Genomic DNA, 24,823 nt, shown 5'->3' with positions numbered 1-24,823 from the left:
TTGTTTATAAGCGCTTACAGCTATCAATACCATAGCTATGGCTAGCACGCCCCTACGTGCCCTTTCAGAAGCGGGCGGTCAATCCCACGAAGTACGTGCGTCCGCCGTTGTCGTAGTTGCTGCCCAGTTCGCGCGTCTGCTTGTCCGTCACGTTGATCACGCCGGTGCGTAAGGTCAGCGTCTGGTTCACTGCGTAGTTGGCCGACAGATCGAACGTGGTGTAGGCCTTGGCAAAGTTGGCGGTGCTGCCGGTGGTCAGCAGTTCCTTGCCGGTGTGGCGCGCGCTGACGGCGGCGTTCCAGGCGGCATTGATGCGCCATTGCACGGCCGAATACACGGTCAGGCGCGGCACGGCCAGCAGCGACGCGCCGGTCGTCAGGTTCTTGGACTCCAGCATGCGCGTGACGTTGGTGTTCCAGTCCACGTTGGCAGCCAGCGGCACGTTGGCCGTGGCTTCCAGGCCGCGCGTGCGGGCGCGCTGGGCGTTTTCCATCCGCGTCCACCAGAAACCGTTGAACAGGCCCAAAGGCTGGTAGTCGATCTTGTTCTTGAAGTTGGTGTGGAAGTACGTGCCGCCCAGCGACCAACCGTCCTTGTCCCAGCTGGTGCCCAGCTCGTAATTCATGCTGGTTTCCGGTTCCAGGTTCGGATTGCCCGCCATGTAGCAGCCGCGTGTGCCGTCGGCATTCACGCTGGTGCTGGTCCAGCCGAAGCCCGCCAGGCTGCGGCATCCGTTGCCGCCGGACTGGGTGGCGGCGTTGGGCGAGTTTTCCTTCAGCCCGGGTGCCCGGAAGCCGCGCGAGACACCACCGCGCACGGTCCATTCAGGCTGCGGGTGGTAGACCAGGTAGGCGCGCGGGCTCCAGTTGGTGCCGTACCGCTCGTGGTGGTCCATGCGCAGGCCTAGCGTGAGGGCCAGGTTTTCGCGCAGGAAGATCTGGTCTTCGGCAAACAGCGCCCAGGTGGTAGCGCTCAAGGCGGAGCCGCCGAGGCGGTTGCCCGCGTAGTCGATGGGCGCCACGCCGACGGTGTCGCGGTTGTCGAGCTCTTCGCGCTTCCACTGAAAGCCGGTGGTCAACGCCTGATCCAGCCCGAAGAGTTGCAGGGGCATGTCCACCCGGCCATCGAGCGCTGTTTCGCGCGAGTTGTTGCCGATGGTGTCGCCCTTGTCCTCGTATTCGTTGCGCACCAGGTTGAGCTTGCTGCGCGCCGTGCCCCAGCGTCCTTCATGGCCGATGCCGAGCTTGGTGTGCTCCAGCTTGCTCAAACCCCACGGGCTGACGATGCTGCCGCCTGCGGCGTTTCGGCTGTCCGAGCCCAGGGCGCGCTGAGTGCCCTGGGCAGCTTCGAGCGACAGCAGCTGCTCGGGCGTCAATTGCCAGTTCAGCAGGCCGTTGAGGTTCTGGTTGCGCGAGCCGGCGGTGGAAAGGTAGGTGCCGCGAAAGCCGCCGTTGGCTTCGTCCGACTCGCGTTCGGTGTAGTTGCCGCCCAGGCGCAGGCCGAAGCGGTCGGCTACCGGCCCGCTGAGATTGAAGCCCAGCTGCCGCGTGTCGCCGCGGTCGGAGTCGGATGGCTTGCTGTAGTTGAGCGTGGACGAACCCGCCCATCGCGTGCCGATCTTGCGCGTGATGATGTTGATCACGCCGCCCATGGCGTCCGAGCCGTAGAGCGACGACATCGGGCCGCGCACTACCTCGATACGCTCGATCATTTCGGGCGAGATCCAGTCCAGGTCTTGCTGGCCCAGGTCGTCGCGGTAGTTGACGCCGGCCGAATTGCCCTGGCGTTGGCCGTCCACCAGGATCAGCGTGTACTTCTCGGGCAAGCCCCGCAGCCGGATCTTCGACTGCGCGCCGGTGCCCGACAGGCCGCCCGTCACGCCGGGCACGGTGGAGAGCAATTCGCCGATGCTGGTGACGGGCTTGCGCTCGATGTCTTCTCGCGTGATCACGCTGATGCTGGCCGGCGCTTCCTTGATGTCCACCGCCGCGCCCGATGCCGTCACCACCACGGTGGACAGTGCAGCCGCGCCGGGCGTTCCGGCGGCGCCCTGCGCACCATCCACGGCGGTCTGAGCCCACACTGGCGCAACGAGTGCTGCACAAACCAGAGCGGCGGCCAAAGGCACAGGGCGAGGGAGGGGGAGGCGAGTCATCAAAGCAATCCTGTAAAAAACCGAAGGATGCAAATGATAACAAATCGCATTCAATAATTTACGATGTGTAAATCAAGGCTGACGATACAAACGGCCTTCCATATTCGGTGCCTTGGAGCGTGCATGGCACTGGTGAATGCCAAGGGCGAAAGGACCCTGGACTGCCCTGAATGCTCGACCGAACGCCGGGTTGGGGCTGCCCAGTGCCGGCCGCTTTGCTGCTACGGCTTGACCGTGACCAACACCGCAATCGCCCCCAGACAAGCAGCCACTGCAACCGGGCAGTACCGAATCCATGCTGACTTGCGGGCAGTCGCACTTTCCATGCGCCGCAACGTAGTCGAGAGGACGCCGTGCAGTGCGGACAGCGCCACGACCAAGGCCATCTTGCTCAGGAGCCAGCCCTGTCCCATCCAGCCTCCCCATACGGCCAGGCCCAGGCCCAGCGCCCAGACCACCGCCATGGCCGGCACGGTGACCCAGCGGTCCCAGTGCAGCACCGCATTCCCGATGCGCTTCTCATGCGGCAGCAGCACGCCGCCTGCCAGTGTCCAGCCAGAGGTGACCACGGCCAGCAGCACGAGCCCGCCGGTGAAGAGAAGCACGGCGCCCAGGTGCAGGCTCTTGATCCACAAGTACATCATCGCAGCGCCCACCAACTGTAGATACCGCCCAAGGGCAGGCTGGCAGCGAGCATCAGCTTCGCTCCTTGCCGCCAGGAGATGTCTCCCCCCACTGCAGCCTGCACCACGACCCATCCGAAAGCGATGAACGCGAACCCATGGATGGGCCCCATCAGCGACACGGCCAGCGGGTAACCCGCCAGGTATTTCAGCGGCACGGCGACAAGAACCAATACCAGCAAGGTGGCAGCCTCCACCAGGCAAAAAAACCGCAGTGGTGCCAGGCGAGGAGTGGGTCGAAGTGCGGAGCCAATGGCTCGGTGGTCAGTGTGATGAAGGGGCATGCCCCGATTCTTCTCAAAACCCGTACAGTGAGACAGTGGCACGAATGCCAGTATTCGACTGTTTTAAGCCACCACATCCCAGCATCCCAGAGACGCAGCAATGGCATTTCACTGCGACAAGTCCCCCATGAAATCAGTCCGATCCCCCTCTTTTCAGCCCCATCGAGTGGCCTGCCTCGCTCTACCGGGTGTGTTGCCATTCGACCTGGCCACAGCCTGCGAATCCTTCCGCTACGCGACGAGCGCATCTGGCCAGCCCTGCTACCAGGTGGCGGTATGTGCGGAGCAGGACGAGCTGGATGCCGGACCCTTCGCCATACGCATCAAACATGGCCTGGCTCCGCTGGAAACCGCTGACACCATCGTCGTGCCCGGCATCCTGCTGCCCCAGCCGCCGCTGACACCGGCGGTGGTGGGTGCGCTGCGCCAGGCCGTTGCCAGAGGCGCACGAATCGCCTCCATTTGTTCGGGAGCCTTTGTCTTGGCCGAGGCGGGACTGCTGGATGGCTTGCGTGCGACCACCCACTGGCTGGCCGCGCCCGAACTGGCCCAGCGCTACCCCGCCATCAAGGTGGACCCCGCGGTGCTCTTCGTGGACAACGGCCAGGTTCTCACCTCAGCAGGCGCGGCAGCGGGCATAGACCTCTGCTTGCACATGATCCGCGCGGACTTCGGCGCAGCCGTCGCAGCGCATGTGGCGCGGCTGTCCGTGGTGCCGCTGCAGCGCGAAGGCGGGCAGGCGCAGTTCATTCCCCCGTCACTGCAGGCTTCCGACAGAACCCTCCAGCCGCTGGTCACCTGGGCCCTGGCCCACCTGCATCAACCGCTGACACTCGCATCGCTGGCGCAACAGGCTTGCAGCAGTACCCGAACCCTGCACCGGCGGTTCAGCGAACAGTTTGGAGAATCGCCGGCGCAGTGGTTGATTCGGGTGCGGGTGCAGCGCGCGCAGGAACTGCTGGAGCGCGGTGACCTGTCTGTAGAGCAGATCGTTGGCGAGGTGGGCCTGGGCTCTGCCGCGAACTTCCGGCAGCAATTCCAACGCATCGTGGGCGTGAGTCCGAGTCAGTACCGAAAGAGCTTTGGCCGTCGTGACAAGGGGCCATCGCTTGCGAGCCAGGCTGTATCTCATGCCCCGGGCGATACCTCATCTTCCTCTTGCGGCGGCGGCTCGAACGCGAAACCCACGCCATAGACGGAGCGGATCCAGTCGTGGTCGCGGCCATCGGCGGCCTTGAGTTTGCGGCGCAGGTTCTTGATGTGGCTGTCGATGGCGCGCTCGTTCACGTCCAGCGTGTCGTCGTAGGCCAGGTCCAGCAGCTGCGAGCGCGAGAAGATGCGCCCGCTCTGCCGCACCAGTGCCTGCAGCAGGCGGAATTCGCGCAGCGTCAACGGCACCGGCTCGCCGCGGATGCTGGCCTGCCACTGCACTTCGTCCAGCGTCAGCGTGCTTTGGCGGGCCACTTCGGGCGCGGTCGGGGTGATGCGCCGCAGCACGGTCTTGATGCGCGCCAGCACTTCGCGGGGCGAAAAGGGCTTGCAGATGTAGTCGTCCGCGCCCAGTTCCAGGCCGATCAGCCGGTCGACCTCTTCCACCCGGGCGGTCAGCAAGATGATGGGCGCCTGCGTGTGGCGGCGGGCCTCGCGCAGCACGGTCAGCCCGTCGGTGCCAGGCAGCATCACGTCCAGCAGCGTCAGGTCGGGCGGGCGGCCGGTGGCGGGCTGGGTCAGGCGGGCCACGGCGGCAGTGCCGTCGGCGATGTGCTCGGCGTCGTACCCGGCGTGGCGCAGGTAGTCCATCAGCACGGCGGCGATGTCGTGGTCGTCTTCGACCACCAGAATGCGGGCGGGGCTGCTCGTACTCGTCATGGGGCTCTCTCCAGCAGGGGCAATGTGAGGTGAACGCGCAGGCCGCCCAGGGGCGACGCCTCGGCGCCGATATGGCCGCCGTGGGCCTGCACGATGGCGCGGCAAATGGCCAGACCCAGGCCCGAGCCGCCGCGATCGCCATTGGTGCGGGTGCGTGAGGCTTCTGCGCGGTAGAGGCGCTCGAAGATGCGTGGCAGCTCGGGCGCCGGCACGCCGGGGGCGGTGTCGTCAAAGCGCAGCGACAGCACGGGGCGTGCGTTGTCACCGCGTTCGACCGTCGCGCTGACTTCCAGGCGGCCGCCGCTGTCGGTGTAGCGCAGGCTGTTTTCCAGCAGATTCAGGAACACGCGGTGCAACTGCTGGGCGTCGCCGCGCACCAGCGGCTGGCTTCCGTTGCCCGTGAGTTGCGCAGGCAGGCCGGCGGCGTGCAGGGCAACGCCGGCCTGCTCAAAGCGGGGTTGCATCGACGTGATGGCCTCGGCCAGCAGCGGCAGCGGGTGCACCGGATCCATGGCGGCGGGCTGGCCGCTGCCGCCTTCATCCAGGCTGGCGCGCAGGTCGCCCACCAGGTGCGTCAGGCGCATGACCTGCCGGTGCAGGCGAAGCGCGGTGGTGTCGTCGAATTGGCGCACACCGTCCTGCACGGCCTCGATCTCGGCGCGCATGGCCGCCAGCGGGGTGCGCAATTCATGCGCCACGTCGCCGATCCATTGGCGCCGCGAGGCTTCCATGCTGGCCAGTTGTTCGGCCATGTGATTGAAGGTGTCCACCAGCCGTGCCAGTTCGTGGCCGCCTTCATGGCTGGTTTGGGTGGGCACGCGCGTGTCGAGCCGGCCAGCCGCAATGCTGCGTGCGGCCGCCACCAGCGCGCCCACCGGCGCCAGCCAGCGCCGGCCCAGCCACCACGACAGCACCAGCGCAAAGGCCAGGCCGGCCGCGCCGGTCCACACCACGAAGACGAGTTGCTGGCCCAGAAAGGCCTGGTCAGCTTCACGCTCGAGCACCAGCGGTGGGGAAAGCACCAGCTGGCCGATCGGGCGGCCCTCAGCGTTGCGCAGCACTGTGCGCGCATGGCCGGCTTGCGGGGCGCTGCCGGCGATGAGGTTGCGGTCGTTGTCCAGCAGGCCCAGGCGTTGCGACAAGCCGTCGGAAAAGGGCGGGGGTGGTGCGCCGGATGACCCTTGTGGCGTCTGTTGCGGCCCGGAGCGGCTGGCGGAGGTGCCATCGCCCGATGCCCAGGCAGGCGGTGCCGCGCCGTAAGGCGGCGGCCGCAGGCCCATGCCGCCTGGGTGGCGTGGCTCGACCAGCCAGTCATCCAGCAGCGGCGGGGTGATGGCTGGCGGCGCTGTGGAGGGCGCCGGGCCGGGGCCGAAGACCGGCGTGTTGGGCATTTCAGGGCGCCGCAGATCCAGCCACAGGTCGGGCTCGGCGCGCAGCGTCTGCCAGCCGCCGTGCTGGGCGTGCAGGCGCTGCAGGCGCACCGCGAACCAGTCCATGCGGGCCAGCTCGATCTCGGCGACGTAAGGCCCCATGCCGCGCTGTAGCCCCAGGCGTGATAGGCCGACGAACATCAGCAGCATGACGGCCATGAGCGCGGACAGCGCCAGAAACGCCTTGCGTTGCAGCGTCAGGTGTCGCATGAAAGAAGGTTGGGCAAGAAAAACATGGGCATAGCTTGCCATGCCGCGCCGGCTGCGCCGACCGCGGCAGGCCGGCCGGCGCCGTGCAGGCCTTTGCCTGCGATCACTGCGCTGGCGGGCGCAGGCCGGGCTCGCCAGGTGGCGGTCCGCCGGCCGGCCGTGCGGCGAGTCGGCCGCTGGCGGTGGGCACGCAGGTGGCAGGCCGGGACTTGCCGTCCGGCAGGCGCACGTCGACGGTGGCGCCTTCGGCCTTGCCTTCGCACGCGGTGAAGGCCTCCGGCGGCGGGCCGCGGCGGCCTTCAGAAGGGTGCTGCGGCTGCGCCATGGCCCTGGACGTCGCAAGGGCGATGAGCGAGAAGCCCAGCCAGAGGGCGGCCAGGGTGATGTGAAAGGTGGTCAAAGGCGGCGCCGCCTTGCTTGCAGTGGGGCCATGATGGGACATCGACTTTCCTCCTTGTGCTGTGTGGTGTGGGCCGCACTGTGCATGCCAATTCAGGAGAAATATCGGAGCGTGCGCCCATCTGTTGCCGCCAGCATCAGCTATTACTTTCATAGCTATATGCGCTTGCCAGTCAAGCGCTAGCGGCCGATTTGGCTTGAAATCGGCCCCCAGGCATTGCTACCGCGCCTACTTCGCCGCCGCCAGCGCCTGCTGGATCCAGCCGTCAAAGGTGCGCTGGTGCGCACGGATCCAGCCGTCGGCATGGCGCTCCACGTCGGCTGGCTTGTTCTGGCCGGCGCGCATGGCCAGGTTCTGCGCGTTGATGTCGGCCACCGGCAGCTGCATCAGCTCGAAGAGCCGGGCCGCGGCGGGGTTGGCGGCGATGAACTGCTTGTTTGCCACGATGCGCTGGTGGTTCGGAATGAAGCCGTAGTTCTTGCCGTTGGGCAGCTGCGTGTCGACGCCCGACTGGTCGCCCGGCAACGCCGAGCGCGGCACCTGCAGCCACACCACGTCCTGGCCCGGGCGCAGCACGCTGCTGACCCAGTAGGGCGTCCAGGTGTAGTACAGGATGGGCTGGCCCTGCTTGAAGCGTTCGATGGTTTCGGCCATCAGCGCGGCGTAGCTACCCTGCACGTGCGTGACGGTGTCGCGCAGGCCGAAGGCGGTCAGCTGGTGCTCGATCACGCCTTCACAGCCCCAGCCGGGCGTGCAGCCCGTCATGTCGGCGCGGCCGTCGCCGTTGGTGTCGAAGAGGCGCGCGATCTTCGGGTCTTTCAACTGATCGATGCGCGTGATGTGGTGCGCCTCGGCCGTCTTTCGGTCGATCAGGTAGCCCTGCACCGCGTTGCTGGAATAAAAGCCCTTGCGCCACAGCTTGGCGTCGCCGCCGGCGTTCTTGTAGAAGTCGGCCTGCAGCGGATCCCAGTGGTTGGCCATGAAGGTCGCGTCGCCGTTGGCGATGGCGACGTGCGCGGTGGCGTATTCGATCTCGCGGATCGGCTGCACGGTGTAGCCCAGCCGTTCCAGGCCGCGGTTGACCAGCACGGTCTGAAAGGTTTCTTCAGCCAGCGAGCTCTGCAGCGGCTGCACGGTGATGCCTTGGCCGGGCAGGTCTTGCGCGTGGGCGGCGCTGCCCAGGCCCAGCGCCAGGGTGAAGGCCATCGCGCTGCGGGCCAGCAGATTGCGGCCCAGCGAGCGCATGCGATGAGTGTCTTGGTGCATCAGGTCAATGTTCCTTGTCATGGGGTGGAGGTCTGCCGATGCACTTAGCGCGCAGCGCCGGCAAGCACGGAAGGAGCCGCAGGGACGGCGGCTGCTTCGTCCGCAGCGGGCGTGCGGCGCGCTGCGCCATCGCGTGCGGGCAGCAGCCGGCCCACGAATCCGGCCGGGCCGGTCTGCCACCAGTGGCGTACGCCGCGGCGCGGCTGGCCCAGCGACTGCGTGATGCGGTCCAGCGTGATGGCCAGCAGCACGATCCCCAAGCCGCCCACGGTGGCCAGGCCCATGTCCAGGCGGCCGATGCCGCGCAGCACCATCTGGCCCAGGCCGCCCACGGCGATCATCGAGGCGATCACCACCATCGACAGCGACAGCATCAGCGCCTGGTTGATGCCGGCCATGATGGACGGCATGGCCAGCGGCAGTTGCACCTTCAAAAGCATCTGCAACGGCGACGCGCCATAGGCGCGCGAGGCTTCGATCAAATCGGGCCGCACCTGGCGCAGGCCCAGGTTGGTCAGCCGCACCAGCGGCGGCAGCGCGAACACGATGGTGACCACCACGCCCGGCACGTTGCCGATGCCGAACAGCATCACCACCGGCACCAGGTAGACGAAAGCCGGCGTGGTCTGCATCGCGTCGAGCAGCGGCCGCATGACGCGCTGCGCCCGGTCGCTGCTGGCCAGAAAAATGCCCAGCGGCAGCCCGATCAACACGCAGAACGCCAGCGAGGTGAGCACCAGCGACAGCGTGACCATGGCCTCGGGCCAGATGCCGAGCATGGCGACCAGCAGCAGCGACACCACGGTGCCCACGGCCAGCGCACGGCCGGCGAACTGCCAGGCCAGCAGGCCGACGAGCGCAATCATCGCCAGCGTGGGCAGGCTGGTCAGCAGTCCTTCCACCCAGCGCAGCGTGCCGTCGATGGGCGCGCGCACGGTTTGAAAGAACGGGCGCAGGTGCTCCACAGCCCAGCCCAGGCCCTGGTTGATCCACGCTTCCACGGGCAAAGAGCCGTCCCACAGCTGGCTCAGATGCAGGCCGCCGGTTGCGGCGGACGGGTCGGAGCCGGTCGCCGCCATGGCGTCGGTGGGCAGGCTCAACCAGTCGTTGCTGGCGCCGCCGGCCGAGGTCGATGCGGCCCACGGGTCGACGTAGGCGTCAGATGCCGAGGCAGAGGCGGGTGCAGCCGGTGCTGCGGGCGGCAGGTCGGCCACGGTGGTGGCGGGTGTGGAGTTCCACACGCTGGCATTCGCCGGGGTGGCGGGCTCTGCCTGCGCCAGCAGGATGCCGTGGGTGTGGTCGTTGCCGGGGGTGATGAGGGTGGCGTCTTGCTTCATGCGGGGCTCCTTTCTTCCTGGGCGGCGGTGGTGGGGATGTCAACGGTGACTTCCTGCGGCGGCGGGCTGGGCGGCACGGGTGGTGTGTCGCGGTCCAGAAAGCGCAGCAGCGTGGTCTTGCTGACGGCGCCGCGAAAGCGCCCGTCGGCATCGACCACCGGCAGCGCGCACGGCGCCAGCGCCACCTGGCCGAACAGGTCGGCCACCGGTGCATCGGCGGCAATCGGGTTCACGTCCCCGATGAACGCGTGCTGCAGCCCCAGCGGGCCCGAATGGCCTTGCAGCGCGGCGCGCAGCGAGTCAGCCGACACGGTGCCCAGGTAGCGCTGCGCCGGGCTGACCACATAGGCGAAGTTGTCGTCATGCCCTTCGATGAGCTGCAGCGCCGGGCGGCAGCCGCGGTCGGTGTGCTCGCGCACGACGGTCAGCCGCTTGCGGGCGATGTCGCCGGCCTTGAACACGGCAGCCGCGTCCACACCGCGCACGAAGCTGCGGACGTAGTCGTTGGCCGGGTTGCGCAAGATGTCGTCGGGTGTGCCCACCTGCACCACGTGGCCGTCTTTCATGATGGCGATGCGGTCCCCGATGCGCATGGCCTCGTCCAGGTCGTGCGAGATGAAGACGATGGTGCGTCGGCGCACCTGCTGCAGCCGCAGCAGCTCGCTTTGCATCTCGGTGCGGATGATCGGGTCCAGCGCCGAAAAAGCCTCGTCCATCAGCAAGATGGAGGGGTCCGACGCCAGCGCGCGCGCCAGCCCCACGCGCTGCTGCATGCCGCCCGAGAGTTCGTCCGGATAGCTCTCCGCCCAGCCGGCCAGGCCCACCTGTTCCAGTGCCAGGGTGGCCTGCTGCTGGCGCTCGGCACGGTTCACGCCGGCCAGTTCCAGCCCGAAGGCGGTGTTGTCCAGCACCGTCATGTGCGGCATCAGTGCGAACGACTGGAACACCATGCTGATGTCCTTGCGTCGAAGGGCGCGCAGTTGCCGGTCGCTCAAGGTGTTGATGTCGTCGCCGTCCACCAGAATGCGGCCCGCCGTGGGCTCGATCAGCCGGTTGAGCATGCGCACCAGGGTCGATTTGCCCGAGCCCGACAGGCCCATCACGACGAAGATCTCGCCCGCTTCAATGGTGAAGGTGGCGTCGAACACGCCGATGGAGTTGCCGGTCTGCGCCAGGATGTCCTGCTTGCTGACGCCCTGCTGCACCAGTGCCAGCGCGGCCTCGGGCGAGTCGCCGAACACCTTGAACACCCGGTCGATGATGATTTGCTTGGCCATGGGGATGGTCCTTCCTTGGTGATGGGTGAATGGTTTAGCGGCACCCTGGCTGCGCACGCGCGTGGCCAGGGCTCGAAACAGCCGGACGACTCCAAAAATCGGCAACGGCCCTGATGCAGCAGCCGGGCCGGAATGCGGCGGCTTCGGCGCGAGGGCATGAAAGGCCCAAGGCAACGCACGAAGCACGGCACACGCCGTACGGCAGTCCAAAAAGGGTGGTCACGACAAGGTGACCGGTCGGCCCGAATGGCACGCTGAATGGTGCGCAAGGGCCTTGTGCGGGCAGCAAGAAGTCTGGTGAGAGAACTTGCGCGTTCCGCAAAAGCGCCAGGCCACCGCAATGGGCGGGGCAGGGCGCGGGAGCATCAGGGCCGAGGGGCGTCGGCCGTGGTGCCAGTCAATGCCGTCGTGGCCTGATCGCACGGCGGGATCGAGGCGAAAGATACGGCAGCAGGCTGGCGGGGGATTCGCCCGGTTCTGAAGGGGGGGCGAATCGATTACCTGCGTGGCAGGTTGTAAAACACCGCCGAAGTATATGAATTCAGTGTTTTTATGTCAAAACACAGGTTTTTGCGACCTGTGTTATTCCCGTACGCGCACGGACAGTTATACCCATAATTGCTATCATATAGATAGCTGCTAACGCTTGATGCATAAGCGCTAGAGGGCAAAAAGGCTTGAAATTGAGCCCGTTGCCCGCCGAGAGGGTCAACGCGGGTGGTGCGACGCGTTCAAGAGTTTGTCGGTGTAGGCGATCGCAATGGCCGACAGCAGAAACACCACGTGGATGATGGTCTGCCACATCAATACCTTCACGTCGTAGTTGGCGGCGTTGATGAAGGTCTTGAGCAGGTGGATGGAGCTGATGCCGATGATCGACAGGCCCAGCTTCACTTTCAGCACCGACGCGTTCACGTGGCCCAGCCATTCGGGCTGGTCGGGGTGGCTGGCAAGCCCCAGGCGGCTGACGAAGGTTTCGTAGCCCCCCACGATCACCATGATGAGCAGGTTGGAGATCATCACCACGTCGATCAGCGCCAGCACCACCAGCATGATCACCGTCTCGTTGAGCGCGGTGACTTCAAAGCCCGGCTTGTAGCCGATGCTGGTGACCAGCGACTGCAGCGCAGCCTGGTTGCCGAAGACGGCTTCGATCAGGTGCCACAGCTCGACCAGGAAGTGCCAGACGTACACCGCCTGGGCGGCGATCAGCCCCAGGTACAGCGGCAGCTGCAGCCAGCGGCTGGCGAAAATCATGGCGGGCAGTGGACGCAGCGGTATCGGGCGAACAGGGTCGGTGGGAAGAGGAGAAGCCATGGCGCGTGGTGAAAAAATGTGGGGGTGAGGTGGGACGGACGGCATTCTAGGGCGTGCCCCCTGAAGCCTTTGTCCGTGCCTGGCCCCGTGCCGGCGGCCCGCCACCGTTGTCGGTAAGCTTGGGCTCCGTCAGTGGCCTGTAAGTGGCGCCCTCGACAGTACGGCCCAGATTCCCTGCTTGCTATTGAAAACCGATTCCAGGAGACAAACACACCATGAACGCCCCCGCCTTGACGTCCACCCCTACGTCCACCTCCACCATCGAATCCGTGCTGGTAGAAAATCGGGTGTTCCCGCCACCCGACGCGTTTGCCCGCGCCGCCCGCGTGTCCGGCATGGCCGGCTACGACGCGCTGTGCGCCGAGGCAGAGAGCGACTTCGAAGGCTTCTGGGCCCGCCTGGCGCGCGAGAACGTGCAATGGACCCGCCCCTTCACGCGCACGCTCGACGAATCGAAGGCGCCGTTCTTCGAATGGTTCGCCGATGGCGAACTCAACGCCAGCGCCAATTGCCTGGACCGCCACATCGGCACGCCCACCGAAGGCAAGACCGCCATCATCTTCGAGGCCGACGACGGTGCCGTCACCAAAGTCACCTACAAGGAGTTGCTCGATCGCGTGGGCCGCTTCGCCAACGCGCTCAAGGCCGAAGGCGTGAAAAAGGGCGACCGCGTGCTCATTTACATGCCCATGACCATCGAAGGCGTGGTGGCGATGCAGGCCTGCGCGCGCATCGGCGCCACGCACAGCGTGGTGTTCGGTGGCTTTTCGGCCAAGGCGCTGCAAGAACGCATCATCGATGCGGGTGCGGTGGCCGTCATCACGTCCAACTACCAGCTGCGGGGCGGCAAAGAACTGCCCCTGAAGGCCATCGTGGACGAGGGCCTGGCGCTGGGCGGCTGCGACACCATCCGCACCATCCTCGTCTTCGAGCGCACGGCCACCGCCTGCGCCATGGTGGCGGGCCGCGACAAGACCTTTGGCGAGGCGCTGGCCGGCCAGTCTGCCGACTGTCCGCCCGTTCCCGTGGGCGCGGAGCACCCGCTGTTCATCCTCTACACCAGCGGCTCCACCGGCAAGCCCAAGGGCGTGCAGCACGCCACCGGCGGCTACCTGCTGTGGGCCAAGCTCACCATGGACTGGACGTTCGACCTGAAGCCCGAAGACGTGTTCTGGTGCACGGCCGACATCGGCTGGATCACCGGCCACACCTACGTCGCTTATGGCCCGCTGGCGGCGGGCGCAACGCAGATCATCTTTGAAGGCATTCCGACGTTCCCGAACGCGGGCCGCTTCTGGCAGATGATCGAGCGCCACAAGGTGTCCATCTTCTACACCGCGCCCACGGCCATCCGCTCGCTCATCAAGGCCGCCGAGGGCGACGCTGCGGTGCACCCCGCACGGTCCGACCTGTCTAGTCTGCGCCTGCTGGGCAGCGTCGGCGAGCCCATCAACCCCGAGGCGTGGATGTGGTACTACCGCAATGTGGGCGGCGAGCGTTGCCCCATCGTCGACACCTTCTGGCAGACCGAAACCGGCGGCCACGTCATCACGCCGCTGCCGGGCGCCACGCCGCTGGTGCCAGGCTCCTGCACGCTGCCGCTGCCGGGCATCACCACCGCCATCGTGGACGAAGTGGGCAACGACATTCCGAACGGCACCGGCGGCATTCTGGTCATCAAGCGCTCCTGGCCCAGCATGATCCGCACCATCTGGAACGACCCGGAGCGCTTCAAGAAGGCCTACTTCCCGGACGAGCTCAAGGGCTACTACCTGGCGGGTGACGGCGCCGTGCGCAGTGCGGACCGGGGCTACTTCCGCATCACCGGCCGCATCGACGACGTGCTGAACGTATCGGGCCACCGCATGGGCACGATGGAGATCGAATCGGCACTCGTCTCCAAGACCGATCTGGTGGCCGAAGCCGCCGTGGTGGGGCGCCCCGACGACGTGACCGGCGAGGCCATCTGTGCCTTCGTGGTACTCAAGCGCTCGCGCCCCACGGGCGACGAAGCCAAGGCCATCGCCAAGGAACTGCGCGACTGGGTCGCCAAGGAAATCGGCCCCATCGCCAAGCCGAAAGACATCCGCTTCGGCGACAACCTGCCCAAAACCCGCAGCGGCAAGATCATGCGACGGCTGCTGCGCTCCATCGCCAAAGGCGAGGCGATCACGCAGGACACGAGTACGTTGGAAAACCCCGCGATTCTGGATCAATTGTCGGAAGCCAATTGATCCAGAGGGCGGCCGCAAGGCGGCCCAGCGCGGAGCGCTTCGCGGGGTGACGGCAGAACCGGCCACCACCCCACAACCTCCAAGCCGCCTTCGGGCGGCTTTCTTCATGGCGGCACGCCCACCCCTGTAGGACGGCATCGGGAACGCCCCGGGCAGACCGCGGCGGGCGTCCGGGCTGGGTTACAACCTGCGCACTGCACGCCGTTGGTGCCTGGTTTCAGGTGCCTGGGGCGTATCCCCGCATTTGACCAATGGGAGCCCAAACCATGAATTTCCGAAGCATCATCCTCGTCCTCATCGTGGTGGCCATCGGCGCGTTGGCCGCGCTGAACTGGACCACGCTGGCAACGCCCACGCTGATTTCGCTGGGCATCACATCCATCCAGGCGCCCCTGGGCCTCGTCATGCTGGCGCTGACCATTTTGCTGGGCGTGTTCTTTCTGGCCTATGTGCTGTGGCTGCAAGGCGCGGTGCTGCTTGAAACGCGCCGCCACAACAAGGAAATGACCACCCAGCGCGACCTGGCCGACAAGGCCGAGGCCTCGCGCTTCACCGAACTGCGCACCTATCTGGACGGCCATTACCGCTCGGGGCAAGACGCTTTGCTGGCGCGCATCGACGTGCTGGAGTCGCGCCTGTCGGCCCGCGTGCAGGAGTCCGACAACTCCACCGCCGCCTACGTCGGTCAACTGGAAGACCAGTTGCGCCATCGAGGCACGGCGAGCACAGCAGGCGTGGCACCCGTGGCGCCTGCGGTGCCGGTGTATTCCACCGACCCCACGCTGCGCGCCGATCCGGAACTGCGTATCTGACCTGATTTGTTCAGGCATTGAAAAAGCCGCCAGGTGCATGCAGCGCCTGGTGGCTTTTTCGTTGTGGGCCCCTGTGCTGGGCTGATTACTTCAGCGAAAGAATCCAGCCAGCCAGCTTCTTCGCGTCCGCTTCGTTGACCTGCGCATTGGCCGGCATGGGCACGGGGCCCCACACGCCGGAGCCGCCCTTGATGATCTTGACGGCCAGCTTGTCCGCCGCGCCGGCCTGGCCGGCGTACTTGGCGGCCACGTCCTTGAAGGACGGGCCCACCAGCTTCTTGTCCGCTGCGTGGCAGGCCATGCAGTTCTTGGAGGTGGCCAGCGCCTGGTCTGCCATGGCAGGCGCAGCGGCCGACAGGGCCAGTGCCAAAGTGATCAGAGTGCGCTTCATCGGGTGGTGTCCTGCAAGGTAGGTCTGTGGTTTATATTGATCTCAATGAAATTGTAGTGGTCGCGGTTGACGGGCATGTGCCCGCCTCGCCTGCTGAACACGGGGGATTGTCCATGTACGCCTTGGGTTTGGGTCTGTTGCTGGTTCTGCTGAAAAGCCTGGAGATCGGCCCTGTCGCCGCCTGGTCGTGGTGGTGGGTGCTAGCCCCTTTTGCCGTGGCGGTCGTGTGGTGGACCTGGTCTGATTTCTCGGGCCGGTCGGCACGTAAAGCTATGGAAAAGATGGACCTGCGCAAGCAGACCCGGCTCAACCGGCAGAAAGAGGCATTGGGCATTCGCCCGCGCGATCCGCGCTGAACACCTGGGTCTGCCGCCGCCTTGCAGAGCGCAGCAGGCTGCCCGGCTGGCGTATCCCGCATCCGCAGCATTCAGGTTTTGCTATTAAAATAATAGCTATAAGCGCTTGTGATTAGGGCGCTATAGCCGTTTTTGTGCGGAATCGACGCGTTGCCTGCCATCCAACCCGAGGCTGTCCGGCGCCCATCGACACTGCCCCAGTCGTGGAGATGCCGCCCCCTGCTACCCGCGCCACCGGGGGCTCGTAGATAATTCACGTCTTTCCTGTCTGCCCAGGGCGCGGCTCAAGAGGTTGTTCGCACGGGCGCGCGGCGGCCACCATTCACGGCCCACTTCTTCATTCCACGCGATTTTTTCCGAGCCCACCACGATGCCCGTATACCGTTCCAAGACCTCCACCCACGGCCGCAACATGGCCGGTGCCCGCTCACTTTGGCGTGCCACCGGCATGAAGGACGACGACTTCAGCAAGCCGATCATCGCGGTGGTCAACTCCTTCACCCAGTTCGTGCCCGGCCATGTGCATTTGAAGGACCTGGGCCAGCTCGTCGCGCGTGAGATCGAGGCTGCCGGCGGCGTCGCCAAAGAGTTCAACACCATCGCCGTGGACGACGGCATTGCCATGGGCCACGACGGCATGCTGTATTCGCTGCCCAGCCGCGACATCATTGCCGACTCGGTCGAGTACATGGTGAATGCGCATTGCGCTGACGCGATGGTCTGCATCAGCAACTGCGACAAGATCACGCCCGGCATGCTGATGGCCGCCATGCGCCTGAACATTCCGGTGATTTTCGTGTCGGGCGGCCCGATGGAAGCGGGCAAGACCAAGCTGGCCAATCCGGACACCAAGGTCATCGAATTCAAGAAGCTCGACCTGGTCGACGCCATGGTCATCGCCGCCGACGACCGCTATTCGGACGCCGACGTGGCCGAGGTGGAGCGTTCGGCCTGCCCCACCTGCGGTTCGTGCTCGGGCATGTTCACTGCCAATTCGATGAACTGCCTGACCGAAGCGCTGGGCCTGTCGCTGCCCGGCAACGGCACCGTGGTGGCCACGCATGCCGACCGCGAACAGCTCTTCAAGCGCGCCGGCCACCGCATCGTGTCGCTGGCCAAGGAATATTACGAACAAGACAATGAGCGTGTTTTGCCGCGCTCGGTGGGCTTCAACGCGTTCGAGAACGCCATGACGCTGGACATCGCCATGGGCGGCTCCACCAACACCATCCTGCACTTGCTGGCCATCGCCCGCGAGGCCGAGATCGACTTCACCATGGCCGACATCGACCGGCTTTCTCGCACCGTGCCGCAGCTGTGCAAGGTTGCGCCCAACACGCCCAAGTACCACATCGAAGACGTGCACCGCGCTGGCGGCATCATGGCCATCCTGGGCGAGCTCGACCGCGCCGGCAAGCTGCACACAGACGCGCCCACCGTGCATGCCAAGACTCTGGGCGACGCGCTCGACCATTGGGACATCGTGCGCACGCAGGACGAAGCCGTGCGCACCTTCTACATGGCCGGACCGGCCGGAATCCCCACGCAGGTCGCCTTTAGCCAGAACACCCGCTGGCCCAGCCTGGACCTGGACCGGGCCGAAGGCTGCATCCGCTCGTACGACCACGCGTTCAGCAAAGAAGGCGGCCTGGCCGTGCTGACCGGCAACATCGCGCTCGACGGCTGCGTGGTCAAGTCGGCGGGCGTGGATGAATCCATTCACGTCTTCGAAGGCACAGCGCACGTCACCGAATCGCAGGACGAGGCCGTGGAGAACATCCTGGCCGACAAGGTCAAGGCGGGCGACATTGTCGTGGTGCGCTACGAAGGCCCCAAGGGCGGCCCTGGCATGCAGGAAATGCTCTATCCCACCAGCTACATCAAGTCCAAGGGCCTGGGCAAGGCTTGCGCGCTGCTGACCGACGGGCGCTTCTCCGGCGGCACGTCGGGCCTGTCGATCGGCCACTGCTCGCCCGAAGCCGCAGCGGGCGGCGCTATCGGCCTGGTGCAGAACGGCGACCGCATCCGCATCGACATTCCCAACCGCACCATCAACGTGCTGGTCAGCGACGAGGAACTCGCCCGCCGCCGCGCCGAGCAAGACGCCAAGGGCTGGAAGCCCGCCCAGCCCCGCCCACGCAAGGTGTCCGCTGCGCTGAAGGCCTATGCCAAGCTGGTGATGTCGGCCGACAAGGGCGCAGTGCGCGACCTGTCTCTGCTGGAAGACTGAGGCCGCCGCCCTACGGGGCGATGCTCCCAAAAGAAAAGCCGCACCTGATGCCAGGTGCGGCTTTCTTCTTTCTGGCTTTTTTACTCAAGTACGTCGTTGCGTACTTTTCTATCGTGGAGCCACTCTTCTCATCTGCTTCAACTGATTACTTCAATTTTGATAGCTGTCAGCGCCCGTCCATCAAGCGCCAGAGGCCGATTTCATACTGAATCGCTGCTCATCTGGGACTGCAGATAGTTCGGCAGGCCGATCTTGTCGATCAGGCCGATCTGCTTTTCCAGCCAGTAGGCGTGGTCTTCTTCCGTGTCCTTGAGCTGCACCAGCAGCAGGTCACGGCTCACGTAGTCGCCCACGCTCTCGCACAGCGCCATGCCGTTTTGCAAGGCGGCGCGCACTTCGTACTCAGTCGCCAGGTCCTTGCGGAGCATGTCGGGCACGGTCTCGCCCGGCGTGAATTCCTTGGGGCGCATGTCCGGCCGGCCGCCCAGGAAGAGAATGCGGCGCAGCAGCGCGTCGGCATGCTGCGTTTCTTCTTCCATTTCGTGGTTCAGGCGCGTGTAGAGCTTGATCAGGCCCATGTCTTCGTAAAGACGCGAATGCGCAAAATACTGATCCCGCGCGGCCAACTCGCCGCGCAGCAGATCCTTGAAATAGTCGACGACTTGTGGGTTTCCCTGCATGGTGTTCTTTCTTTTCTTGGTGCTTTCCAGGTCGGAAGTATCGCGCTCCAGCGCCGCTTTGTCGCGCAGAACACGCTATTGCCCCGGCTTGTCGGTCTGCATGCATACGGGGATCAGAAGCGTTCGTGTTGGGGCAGTCCATGCGCTGCATCTTTCACGACCCGCGCAGGAGAGAATCACACGCCTTCTGAAGGCTTGCTGGGGGCCAGAAGGATCCGAAGTAGGGGGTGAAAAAGAAAGGCGACATACACCATGCGTTTCGATGGAATCATCCAATCGTGGAACGACGACCGCGGTTTCGGCTTCATCGAGCCCGTGGCGGGCGGGCAGGAAATCTTCGTCCACATCAAGGCGTTCCATGGGCTGCGAGAGCGGCCCAGGGCCGGTCAGCGTGTCACGTTCCAGGTGGAGGTCGGGCCGCAGGGCAAGAAACGTGCGTTCAATGTCGCGCTGGTGGTAGCGGTGGCAAGGCCCAGGGCGGCTCCAAAAAGGCGGCCCAGTGGCTCGGCGCAGTGGGGAACGGCCAGTCTGTTCGCCATTCCTGCATTTCTCGTGGTGCTGGCACTGGGATACGCGATGGGACATCCGCCCCGCTGGCTGCTGTGGGTGTACCCGGCAGTCAGTGCGTTCACTTTTCTGGTTTATGGCGCAGACAAGTCGGCTGCATCGCAAGGCCGTTGGCGAGTGGCTGAGAGCACGCTGCATCTACTGGCGTTGGCCGGTGGCTGGCCCGGGGCTCTGCTCGCTCAGCAAATGTTCCGGCACAAGTCATCGAAGGCCGAGTTTCGCGCTGTCTTCTGGCTGACGGTCTGGGTGCATATCGCGGCCTTCGTCTGGCTTGCCAGCCCGTATGGGCAGGTGCTGAATCAGGTCAGTTTCAGCCGCTGAAGAGCCGGCGGCCGATTCGCCCGCAGGCCGTTGAAAGCCTGCGGGCGAGAGGGCGCACGCGCTGTGCGCCTTGGCTCCGCTTAGAAATCCACCGACGCTGACAGCATCAGCGTGCGCGGCAGGCCGGTGGTCGAATAGCCGTTGATGCCGGTGATCCAGTACCCCTTGTCGCTCACGTTTTCCAGGTTGGCGCGGAACACGACTGGCTTGCCCGACAACTTGGTGGCGTAGCGCGCGCCGATGTCCAGGCGTGCCCAGGAGGGCGTGCTCAGCGTGTTGTCGGCGTTGCGGTACACGGACGACGAACTGACGACGCGGCCATTGAGGCTCAGGCCCTGCACCCACGGCGTATCCCAGTCCAGGCCCAGGTTGTAGTTGCGCTCTGGCACGCCCGAGACCTTCTTGCCCTGGTTGACGCCGCCTTGCGTGCGGGTCAGCTTGGCGTCGTTGAAGGCGACGCTGGCCATCAGGCGCAGGCCGCGCTGCACTTCGCCATAGGCCGTCAGTTCCAGGCCGCGGTTGCGCTGCTCGCCGTCGAAGCCGTAGTGCTGAAGGCTGGGGTCAATGGCCGACGGTGCGGAGTAGGCGCTGGGCCGCTTGATCTGGTAGACCGCAGCCTGCGTGGTGACGCGGCCCCAGTCCACCTTCACGCCGACCTCGACTTGCTTGGACTTGAAGGGCGGAATGGTTTCGCCTGCGTTGTCGTAGGCTGGCGTTGCCGTCTCAGACACCTTGCTGCCGCGCGAGAGGCCTGCCGTGTAGTTGGCGTAGACCGACGTGTTCCGGGTGGGCTTGAACACCACGCCGGCCAGCGGCGTGGTGCTGCTGGCCTTGTATTGGCTGCTGGAAGCGCCCGTCGTCACGCTGAAGCCCTCGTAGTCCATGGTCTGCCGGCGCACGCCCAGCGTGACCAGCAGGCTGTCGTTGAAGAAGCCCATGGTGTCGGCGATGGCGAAGCTGTGCTGGTTGTTTTCCACGCTCTTGGCCGGAGCGCCGCGCACGCCCGTCATGGCCGGGGCGGGCACAGGGTTGTACAGGTTCGACGAATTGGTTGTGGCCGAGGTGGCGTAGAAGTAGCCCGTCTCCTGCGTCATGTAGTTCAGGCCCAGTGCGACGGTGTGATTGACGGCGCCAGTACGAAATCGCGTGCGCAGGCCCACATCGGCCGCCTTGGAGTCGGTGTACTGGTCGTACCAGGCGTTGCGCACGGTGAAGTTGCCGTTGGCGGCCAGTCCCGAGCCGCCAGGAAAGTCCTGCTTGTAGTCCAGCTTGGACCAGCCCACGCTGCCGTAGACCGTGGTGCTGTCGGTGATGTCGTGTTCCAGGCGCGAGGTCACGAGCTTGAAGTCGTCCTTCAGCTCGGTGCCGGGGTACCAGGCCGTGCGCGTGTCGGGCACGGCAGGGATGCCGCCGGTTGAGGGCAGGGTGATGTGGTTGCGGAAGTCGTCGGTCTCTCCGCTCGAGGCCGTGGCGTCGAGCGACCAGCGGGTGCGCGCGCCAGCGTAGTCCAGTGCGATGGAGCCGAGGTTGAGGTTCTGCTTGCCGCCGTCGATGGTGCCTTCGCCGCCACGTACCAGGCCGTTGACGCGCACGCCCCATTCGTTGTCTTGGCCGAAGCGGCGGCCCACGTCCAGGTGGGTGGCAAAGTTGGATTCGCTCATGTAGGTGGTAGTCAGGCGCGTGAGCGGCACGTCGCCCGCGCGCTTGGACACCGCATTGATGCTGCCGCCCACGCTGCCATTGGGGCCCACGCCGTTGGTCAGCGCACCAGGGCCCTTGAGCACTTCCACGCGCTCGATGGATTCGAGCGGAATGCGGGTGGACGGGGCCAGGCCGTACAGGCCGTTGATGGCGAGGTCGCCATTGCCCACGGTAAAGCCGCGAATCTGGAAATCGTCGCCGAAGCCGCCGCGCGAGGCCATCGGGCGCACCGAGGCGTCGTTCATCACCACGTCGGCCACGCTCTGGGCCTGCTGGTTCTCGATCAGCTCCGACGTGTAGTTGGTGGTGCTGAACGGTACGTTCATCAGGTCGACCTTGCCGAGCAGGCCCAGGTCACCGCCCCGGGCCAGCTGCCCGCCCGAATAGGTCTTCTGCAGGCCGCCGATGGCCTCGCCCTGGTCGGACACGACCACTTCGTCCAGCGCCGTGCGGCTGCTGGTCTGTGCCGCAGCGCCCACCGCGGCGACGGCCAGGCTGGCGCCCAGCAGCTGGCGGGCCAGGCGCGCGAGCGGGGTGGGCGTGAAGCGGGCCGGGGCCCGGGAGAACCTGGAAAAGGATGCGTGCATGGTGGTCATGGCTTGGGTGGTGGATGAATGAAAAAGGAAAAGAAAGAGACAAGGCGGAGTGCGGCTGCGGCGATGCGCTCAGAACTCGGCGCGCAGCGAAAGCGTCACGTTGCGCGGGTCGCCGTAGTAGTTGTTGAAGTACGTGGAGTTGGGTGAGAACTTGCTGAAGTAGGTCTTGTCCAGCAGGTTGTTGACGTTCAGCTGCACGCTGGTGGCGGGGCCGAGGCGCCAGCGCACCATGGCGTCGAGCAGGGCGTAGCCACCCTGGCGGGCGGTGGCATTGCCGACGGTGCTGTAGCCGTCGCTGTGCAGCCGTGCGCCGGCGCCCAGCGTCCAATCCTGCAGCGCATCGTTCAGGCGATGCGTGCCGAACAAGCGCAGCACGTGGCGCGGGTCCACGCTGCGCAGCGGCTGGCCGACGCTGCCGGCCACGCTGCTTTGCAGGGTGCGGGTGCGCGTATAGGTGTAGCTGGCCGTCGCCTGCCAGCCGGGCGCGGGCTCGCCGGCCACTTCCAGCTCCCAGCCTTCGCTGCGGTTCTTGCCGCCGGCGCTGTAGCAATCGCTGGTGGGGCCGACGGGTACGCACGATGCGGTGGCGGTGGCGGCCGCATCGGGCTCGGCCTTGCCCGTGGTGTGGATGCGGAACACCGAAAGCGACGCGTTCAGCCGGCCGTCCAGGGCGTCGGCTTTCAGGCCGGCCTCGAAGTCTTCACCGCGCACCGGTGCGATCACCGCGCCGCTGGCATCGCGCAGGTTCTGGGGCGCAAAGATTTCGCTGTAGCTGGCGTAGGCGCTCAGCCGGTCCGACAGTTCGTAGACCAGCCCGGCATATGGCGTGGCCTGGTGGCGCATGCGATAGCTGGCGATGGTGTTGGCCGGAACGTCGTGGCTCCACCAGCTCAGCCGCCCGCCTGCAATGGCCGTGAGCCGCGGGCTGAGCGACACGCGCGCCGTGCCGTAGAGGCCGTGCTGCTGCGTGCGCCACGACTCAGCCGTGAAGGCGGTGCCGTTGCCCGGCGTGTAGAACGGCTCGGGGTAGCTGGTGTACGGGTTCCAGCCGCGCCGCAGATCCACGCCCAGCAGCGGGCTCACGCCCCAGTGGCCGGAGGTGCCGGCAGTTGTCACGCGCTGTGTGTCCGCGCCCACTGTCAACTCGTGCTGCCGGCCGAAGGCTTCGAAGGGGCCGCTGGCCACCAGGCTCACCGCGTTCTGCGTGCTGGCATCAGCGCCGTAGATGGAGGTGCTGACGTTAACCAGATACGGATCGCCCGCGCTGGCGCTGGAAAACGAGGTCTGCTTGAAGCCGTCGGTGCGCAGGCGCGTGTGGGCGGCGCTCAGGCGTGCGGTCCAGCCGTTGTCCAGCCGGTGCGCCAGCTCGGCGAATGCCTGCTGGTTGTGGCGGTCCCACCGGTTCCAGTCGGTGCCCAGATAGGTGCTGCGCGGCAGGCCGAGCGGCGAGCCGTCGGCAGCGGCGGGCAGGCCGCCCCAGGCGCCCGTCGCGTCCAGCGCGGTGTGCTGCAGGCTGGCGGTAAAGGTGGTGCGCGGGCCGAGCGCTGCTTCGGCCACGGCGTAGACCAGCTGGCGGTCTTGCTCGCGTGCCTGCTGAAAAAACGATTGGCTGTCGCTCACAGCGATGAGCCGCCCGCGCACGGTGCCGGCGGCGTTCAGTGGGGCGGACACATCGGCCTCCACCCGCCGCCGGTCCCACGAGCCCAGCGACAGGCCGGCGGATGCCTGGAACTGCTGCGCCGGCCGCTTGCGCACCAGGTTGACCGTGGCCGACGGATTGCCCGCGCCGCGCAGCACGCCGGCAGCGCCGCGCAGTATTTCGACCCGGTCGAGCACGGCGGTGTCGGGCTGGATGAAGATGGACGCGGAGCTGTTTTGCTGCATCGCCAGGCCGTCGACCTGCAGCGTGTCGATCTGGTGGCCGCGCGACCAGTAGGTGACGCGCTCGCTGTCGGTGTAGTCCACGGCGATGCCAGGCGCCTGCTGCAGCACGTCGTGCAGGTCGCGCAGCGCGCGGTCGTCCATCCACTGGCGTGTGGCTACGGACACGGGCTGGGGAATGCCGCGCACCGGCTGCGCGCCCTGGAACAGCGTGACCGTGCTGGCAGCGTGCGACTGCGACCGCTCGGTGGTAGCCGCATCCGCGGTGGCGGGCGCTGCGGCACTGACGGTGACGGTGGCCAGCGTGCGGGCGGACGGCGCTGGCTCGCCCTGCCGCGCCTCGGGCAGCGCGCGCAGCGTGTAGGCCCCGCCCGCGCCGCGCACGGCCTGCAGGCCGGTGCCTTCCAGCACCTTGGCCAGGCCGGCTTCCACGCTGTAGCGCCCCTGCAGGCCCGGAGACCGCAGGTGGGCGAGCGGCGCAGCGTCGAAGGACAGCGCCACGCCGGCGGCGCTGGCCACCTGGGCCACCACTTGCGCCAGCGGGCCGGCGGCGACGGAAAAGGCCTGGCCCTGCTGTGATGCGGACGGTGCTGAGTCGCTGGGTTGCGCGGCTGGCCCTGATGCCGGCAGGCCGGCCAGCGCCGCAGCCGCGCACACCAACCCCGCGCGCGACACGCGCACGAACCAGCGGCGCGCCGGGGCGGCGCTGCGGCGAATGGGGCGGCGGCGGGGTGTCATCGAATGGAAGAGCAAACAGGCGCTTGCGAGTGCGGTGGAAACCGCGGCGTAAACCGCAGTGACTCGAAGCGCTTCAACCGGTAAGCCG

Annotated in this window: 20 protein-coding genes; 6 read left to right on the top strand and 14 right to left on the bottom strand. The window is 66.4% G+C overall.

The window, feature by feature from the left end; translation table 11 throughout:
* Nucleotides 1–64: 64 nt before the first annotated feature.
* The 3 genes from RQI28_RS05145 to RQI28_RS05135 all read right to left on the bottom strand — a co-directional run bounded on the left by RQI28_RS05145 (nt 65) and on the right by RQI28_RS05135 (nt 3,122).
* Complete coding sequence (locus tag RQI28_RS05145; protein WP_311221478.1) at nt 65–2,155, bottom strand: TonB-dependent receptor domain-containing protein; 2,091 nt, start codon at nt 2,153–2,155, stop codon at nt 65–67.
* A gap of 221 nt (nt 2,156–2,376) precedes the next feature.
* Nucleotides 2,377–2,799 (bottom strand): CopD family protein, encoded by a 423-nt coding sequence (locus RQI28_RS05140; RefSeq protein WP_311221477.1) that lies wholly within the window; start codon nt 2,797–2,799, stop codon nt 2,377–2,379.
* Nucleotides 2,796–3,122: a DUF3817 domain-containing protein gene (locus RQI28_RS05135; RefSeq protein ID WP_311221476.1), complete on the bottom strand. Its 327-nt coding sequence runs from the start codon at nt 3,120–3,122 to the stop codon at nt 2,796–2,798. Before RQI28_RS05135 ends, RQI28_RS05140 begins: the two co-directional genes overlap by 4 nt.
* A gap of 127 nt (nt 3,123–3,249) precedes the next feature.
* Here RQI28_RS05135 and RQI28_RS05130 point away from each other — a divergent pair, with 127 nt between their 5' ends.
* Nucleotides 3,250–4,317, top strand: a complete 1,068-nt coding sequence (locus tag RQI28_RS05130; RefSeq protein ID WP_311221475.1) for a helix-turn-helix domain-containing protein — start codon at nt 3,250–3,252, stop codon at nt 4,315–4,317.
* Here the strand turns inward: RQI28_RS05130 and RQI28_RS05125 are convergent.
* From RQI28_RS05125 to RQI28_RS05095, 7 genes are all read right to left on the bottom strand, one after another.
* Entirely contained in the window at nt 4,251–4,991 is a 741-nt protein-coding gene (locus RQI28_RS05125) for a response regulator (RefSeq protein ID WP_311221474.1), read from the bottom strand. The two genes, RQI28_RS05130 and RQI28_RS05125, sit on opposite strands and share 67 nt — an antisense overlap.
* Nucleotides 4,988–6,631: an ATP-binding protein gene (locus RQI28_RS05120; RefSeq protein ID WP_311221473.1), complete on the bottom strand. Its 1,644-nt coding sequence runs from the start codon at nt 6,629–6,631 to the stop codon at nt 4,988–4,990. Before RQI28_RS05120 ends, RQI28_RS05125 begins: the two co-directional genes overlap by 4 nt.
* A gap of 103 nt (nt 6,632–6,734) precedes the next feature.
* Nucleotides 6,735–7,073, bottom strand: coding sequence for a hypothetical protein (locus tag RQI28_RS05115; protein ID WP_311221472.1), 339 nt, complete (start codon nt 7,071–7,073; stop codon nt 6,735–6,737).
* A 186-nt stretch (nt 7,074–7,259) separates the two neighbouring features.
* Entirely contained in the window at nt 7,260–8,297 is a 1,038-nt protein-coding gene (proX, locus tag RQI28_RS05110) for a glycine betaine/L-proline ABC transporter substrate-binding protein ProX (protein ID WP_311221471.1), read from the bottom strand.
* 44 nt (nt 8,298–8,341) lie between these two features.
* Complete coding sequence (gene proW, locus RQI28_RS05105) at nt 8,342–9,634, bottom strand: glycine betaine/L-proline ABC transporter permease ProW (RefSeq protein WP_311221470.1); 1,293 nt, start codon at nt 9,632–9,634, stop codon at nt 8,342–8,344.
* Nucleotides 9,631–10,911 (bottom strand): glycine betaine/L-proline ABC transporter ATP-binding protein ProV, encoded by a 1,281-nt coding sequence (gene proV, locus RQI28_RS05100; RefSeq protein WP_311221469.1) that lies wholly within the window; start codon nt 10,909–10,911, stop codon nt 9,631–9,633. Before proV ends, proW begins: the two co-directional genes overlap by 4 nt.
* A 708-nt stretch (nt 10,912–11,619) precedes the next feature.
* The gene (locus RQI28_RS05095; RefSeq protein ID WP_311221468.1) at nt 11,620–12,228 is read right to left on the bottom strand and encodes a TIGR00645 family protein; all 609 of its coding nucleotides are present in this window, start codon (nt 12,226–12,228) and stop codon (nt 11,620–11,622) included.
* A gap of 215 nt (nt 12,229–12,443) precedes the next feature.
* Here RQI28_RS05095 and acs point away from each other — a divergent pair, with 215 nt between their 5' ends.
* Together acs and RQI28_RS05085 are read left to right on the top strand one after the other, a co-directional pair.
* Nucleotides 12,444–14,462 carry an acetate--CoA ligase gene (gene acs / locus RQI28_RS05090; protein ID WP_311221467.1) on the top strand — a complete coding sequence of 673 codons (2,019 nt, stop codon included), beginning with the start codon at nt 12,444–12,446 and terminating at the stop codon, nt 14,460–14,462.
* Nucleotides 14,463–14,728: 266 nt separating this feature from the next.
* Nucleotides 14,729–15,274: a LapA family protein gene (locus RQI28_RS05085; RefSeq protein WP_311221466.1), complete on the top strand. Its 546-nt coding sequence runs from the start codon at nt 14,729–14,731 to the stop codon at nt 15,272–15,274.
* A gap of 85 nt (nt 15,275–15,359) precedes the next feature.
* On the opposite strand, the gene RQI28_RS05080 is transcribed toward RQI28_RS05085, so the two are convergent.
* Nucleotides 15,360–15,665, bottom strand: a complete 306-nt coding sequence (locus tag RQI28_RS05080) for a c-type cytochrome (protein ID WP_311221465.1) — start codon at nt 15,663–15,665, stop codon at nt 15,360–15,362.
* Nucleotides 15,666–15,778: 113 nt separating this feature from the next.
* On the opposite strand from RQI28_RS05080, the gene RQI28_RS05075 reads away from it, so the two are divergent.
* Nucleotides 15,779–16,021 carry a TIGR04438 family Trp-rich protein gene (locus RQI28_RS05075; RefSeq protein WP_311221589.1) on the top strand — a complete coding sequence of 81 codons (243 nt, stop codon included), beginning with the start codon at nt 15,779–15,781 and terminating at the stop codon, nt 16,019–16,021.
* Between the two features lie 370 nt (nt 16,022–16,391).
* Nucleotides 16,392–18,251: a dihydroxy-acid dehydratase gene (gene ilvD, locus RQI28_RS05070; RefSeq protein WP_311221464.1), complete on the top strand. Its 1,860-nt coding sequence runs from the start codon at nt 16,392–16,394 to the stop codon at nt 18,249–18,251.
* Between the two features lie 200 nt (nt 18,252–18,451).
* Here ilvD and bfr read toward each other — a convergent pair whose 3' ends face one another.
* Complete coding sequence (gene bfr, locus RQI28_RS05065; RefSeq protein WP_311221463.1) at nt 18,452–18,931, bottom strand: bacterioferritin; 480 nt, start codon at nt 18,929–18,931, stop codon at nt 18,452–18,454.
* Between the two features lie 252 nt (nt 18,932–19,183).
* On the opposite strand from bfr, the gene RQI28_RS05060 reads away from it, so the two are divergent.
* Complete coding sequence (locus tag RQI28_RS05060; RefSeq protein WP_311221462.1) at nt 19,184–19,819, top strand: cold shock and DUF1294 domain-containing protein; 636 nt, start codon at nt 19,184–19,186, stop codon at nt 19,817–19,819.
* 80 nt (nt 19,820–19,899) lie between these two features.
* Here RQI28_RS05060 and RQI28_RS05055 read toward each other — a convergent pair whose 3' ends face one another.
* Complete coding sequence (locus RQI28_RS05055; RefSeq protein ID WP_311221461.1) at nt 19,900–22,116, bottom strand: TonB-dependent receptor; 2,217 nt, start codon at nt 22,114–22,116, stop codon at nt 19,900–19,902.
* Nucleotides 22,117–22,185: 69 nt separating this feature from the next.
* A complete protein-coding gene (locus RQI28_RS05050) occupies nt 22,186–24,735 on the bottom strand; it encodes a TonB-dependent siderophore receptor (protein ID WP_311221460.1) in 2,550 nt (849 codons plus the stop codon).
* Nucleotides 24,736–24,823 lie beyond the last annotated feature (88 nt).

It is taken from the genome of Acidovorax sp. WCS2018Noco2-16 (assembly GCF_031843945.1).
Taxonomy (GTDB): Bacteria; Pseudomonadota; Gammaproteobacteria; order Burkholderiales; family Burkholderiaceae_C; genus Paracidovorax.
This window is presented reverse-complemented; position numbering and strand designations above follow the sequence as displayed.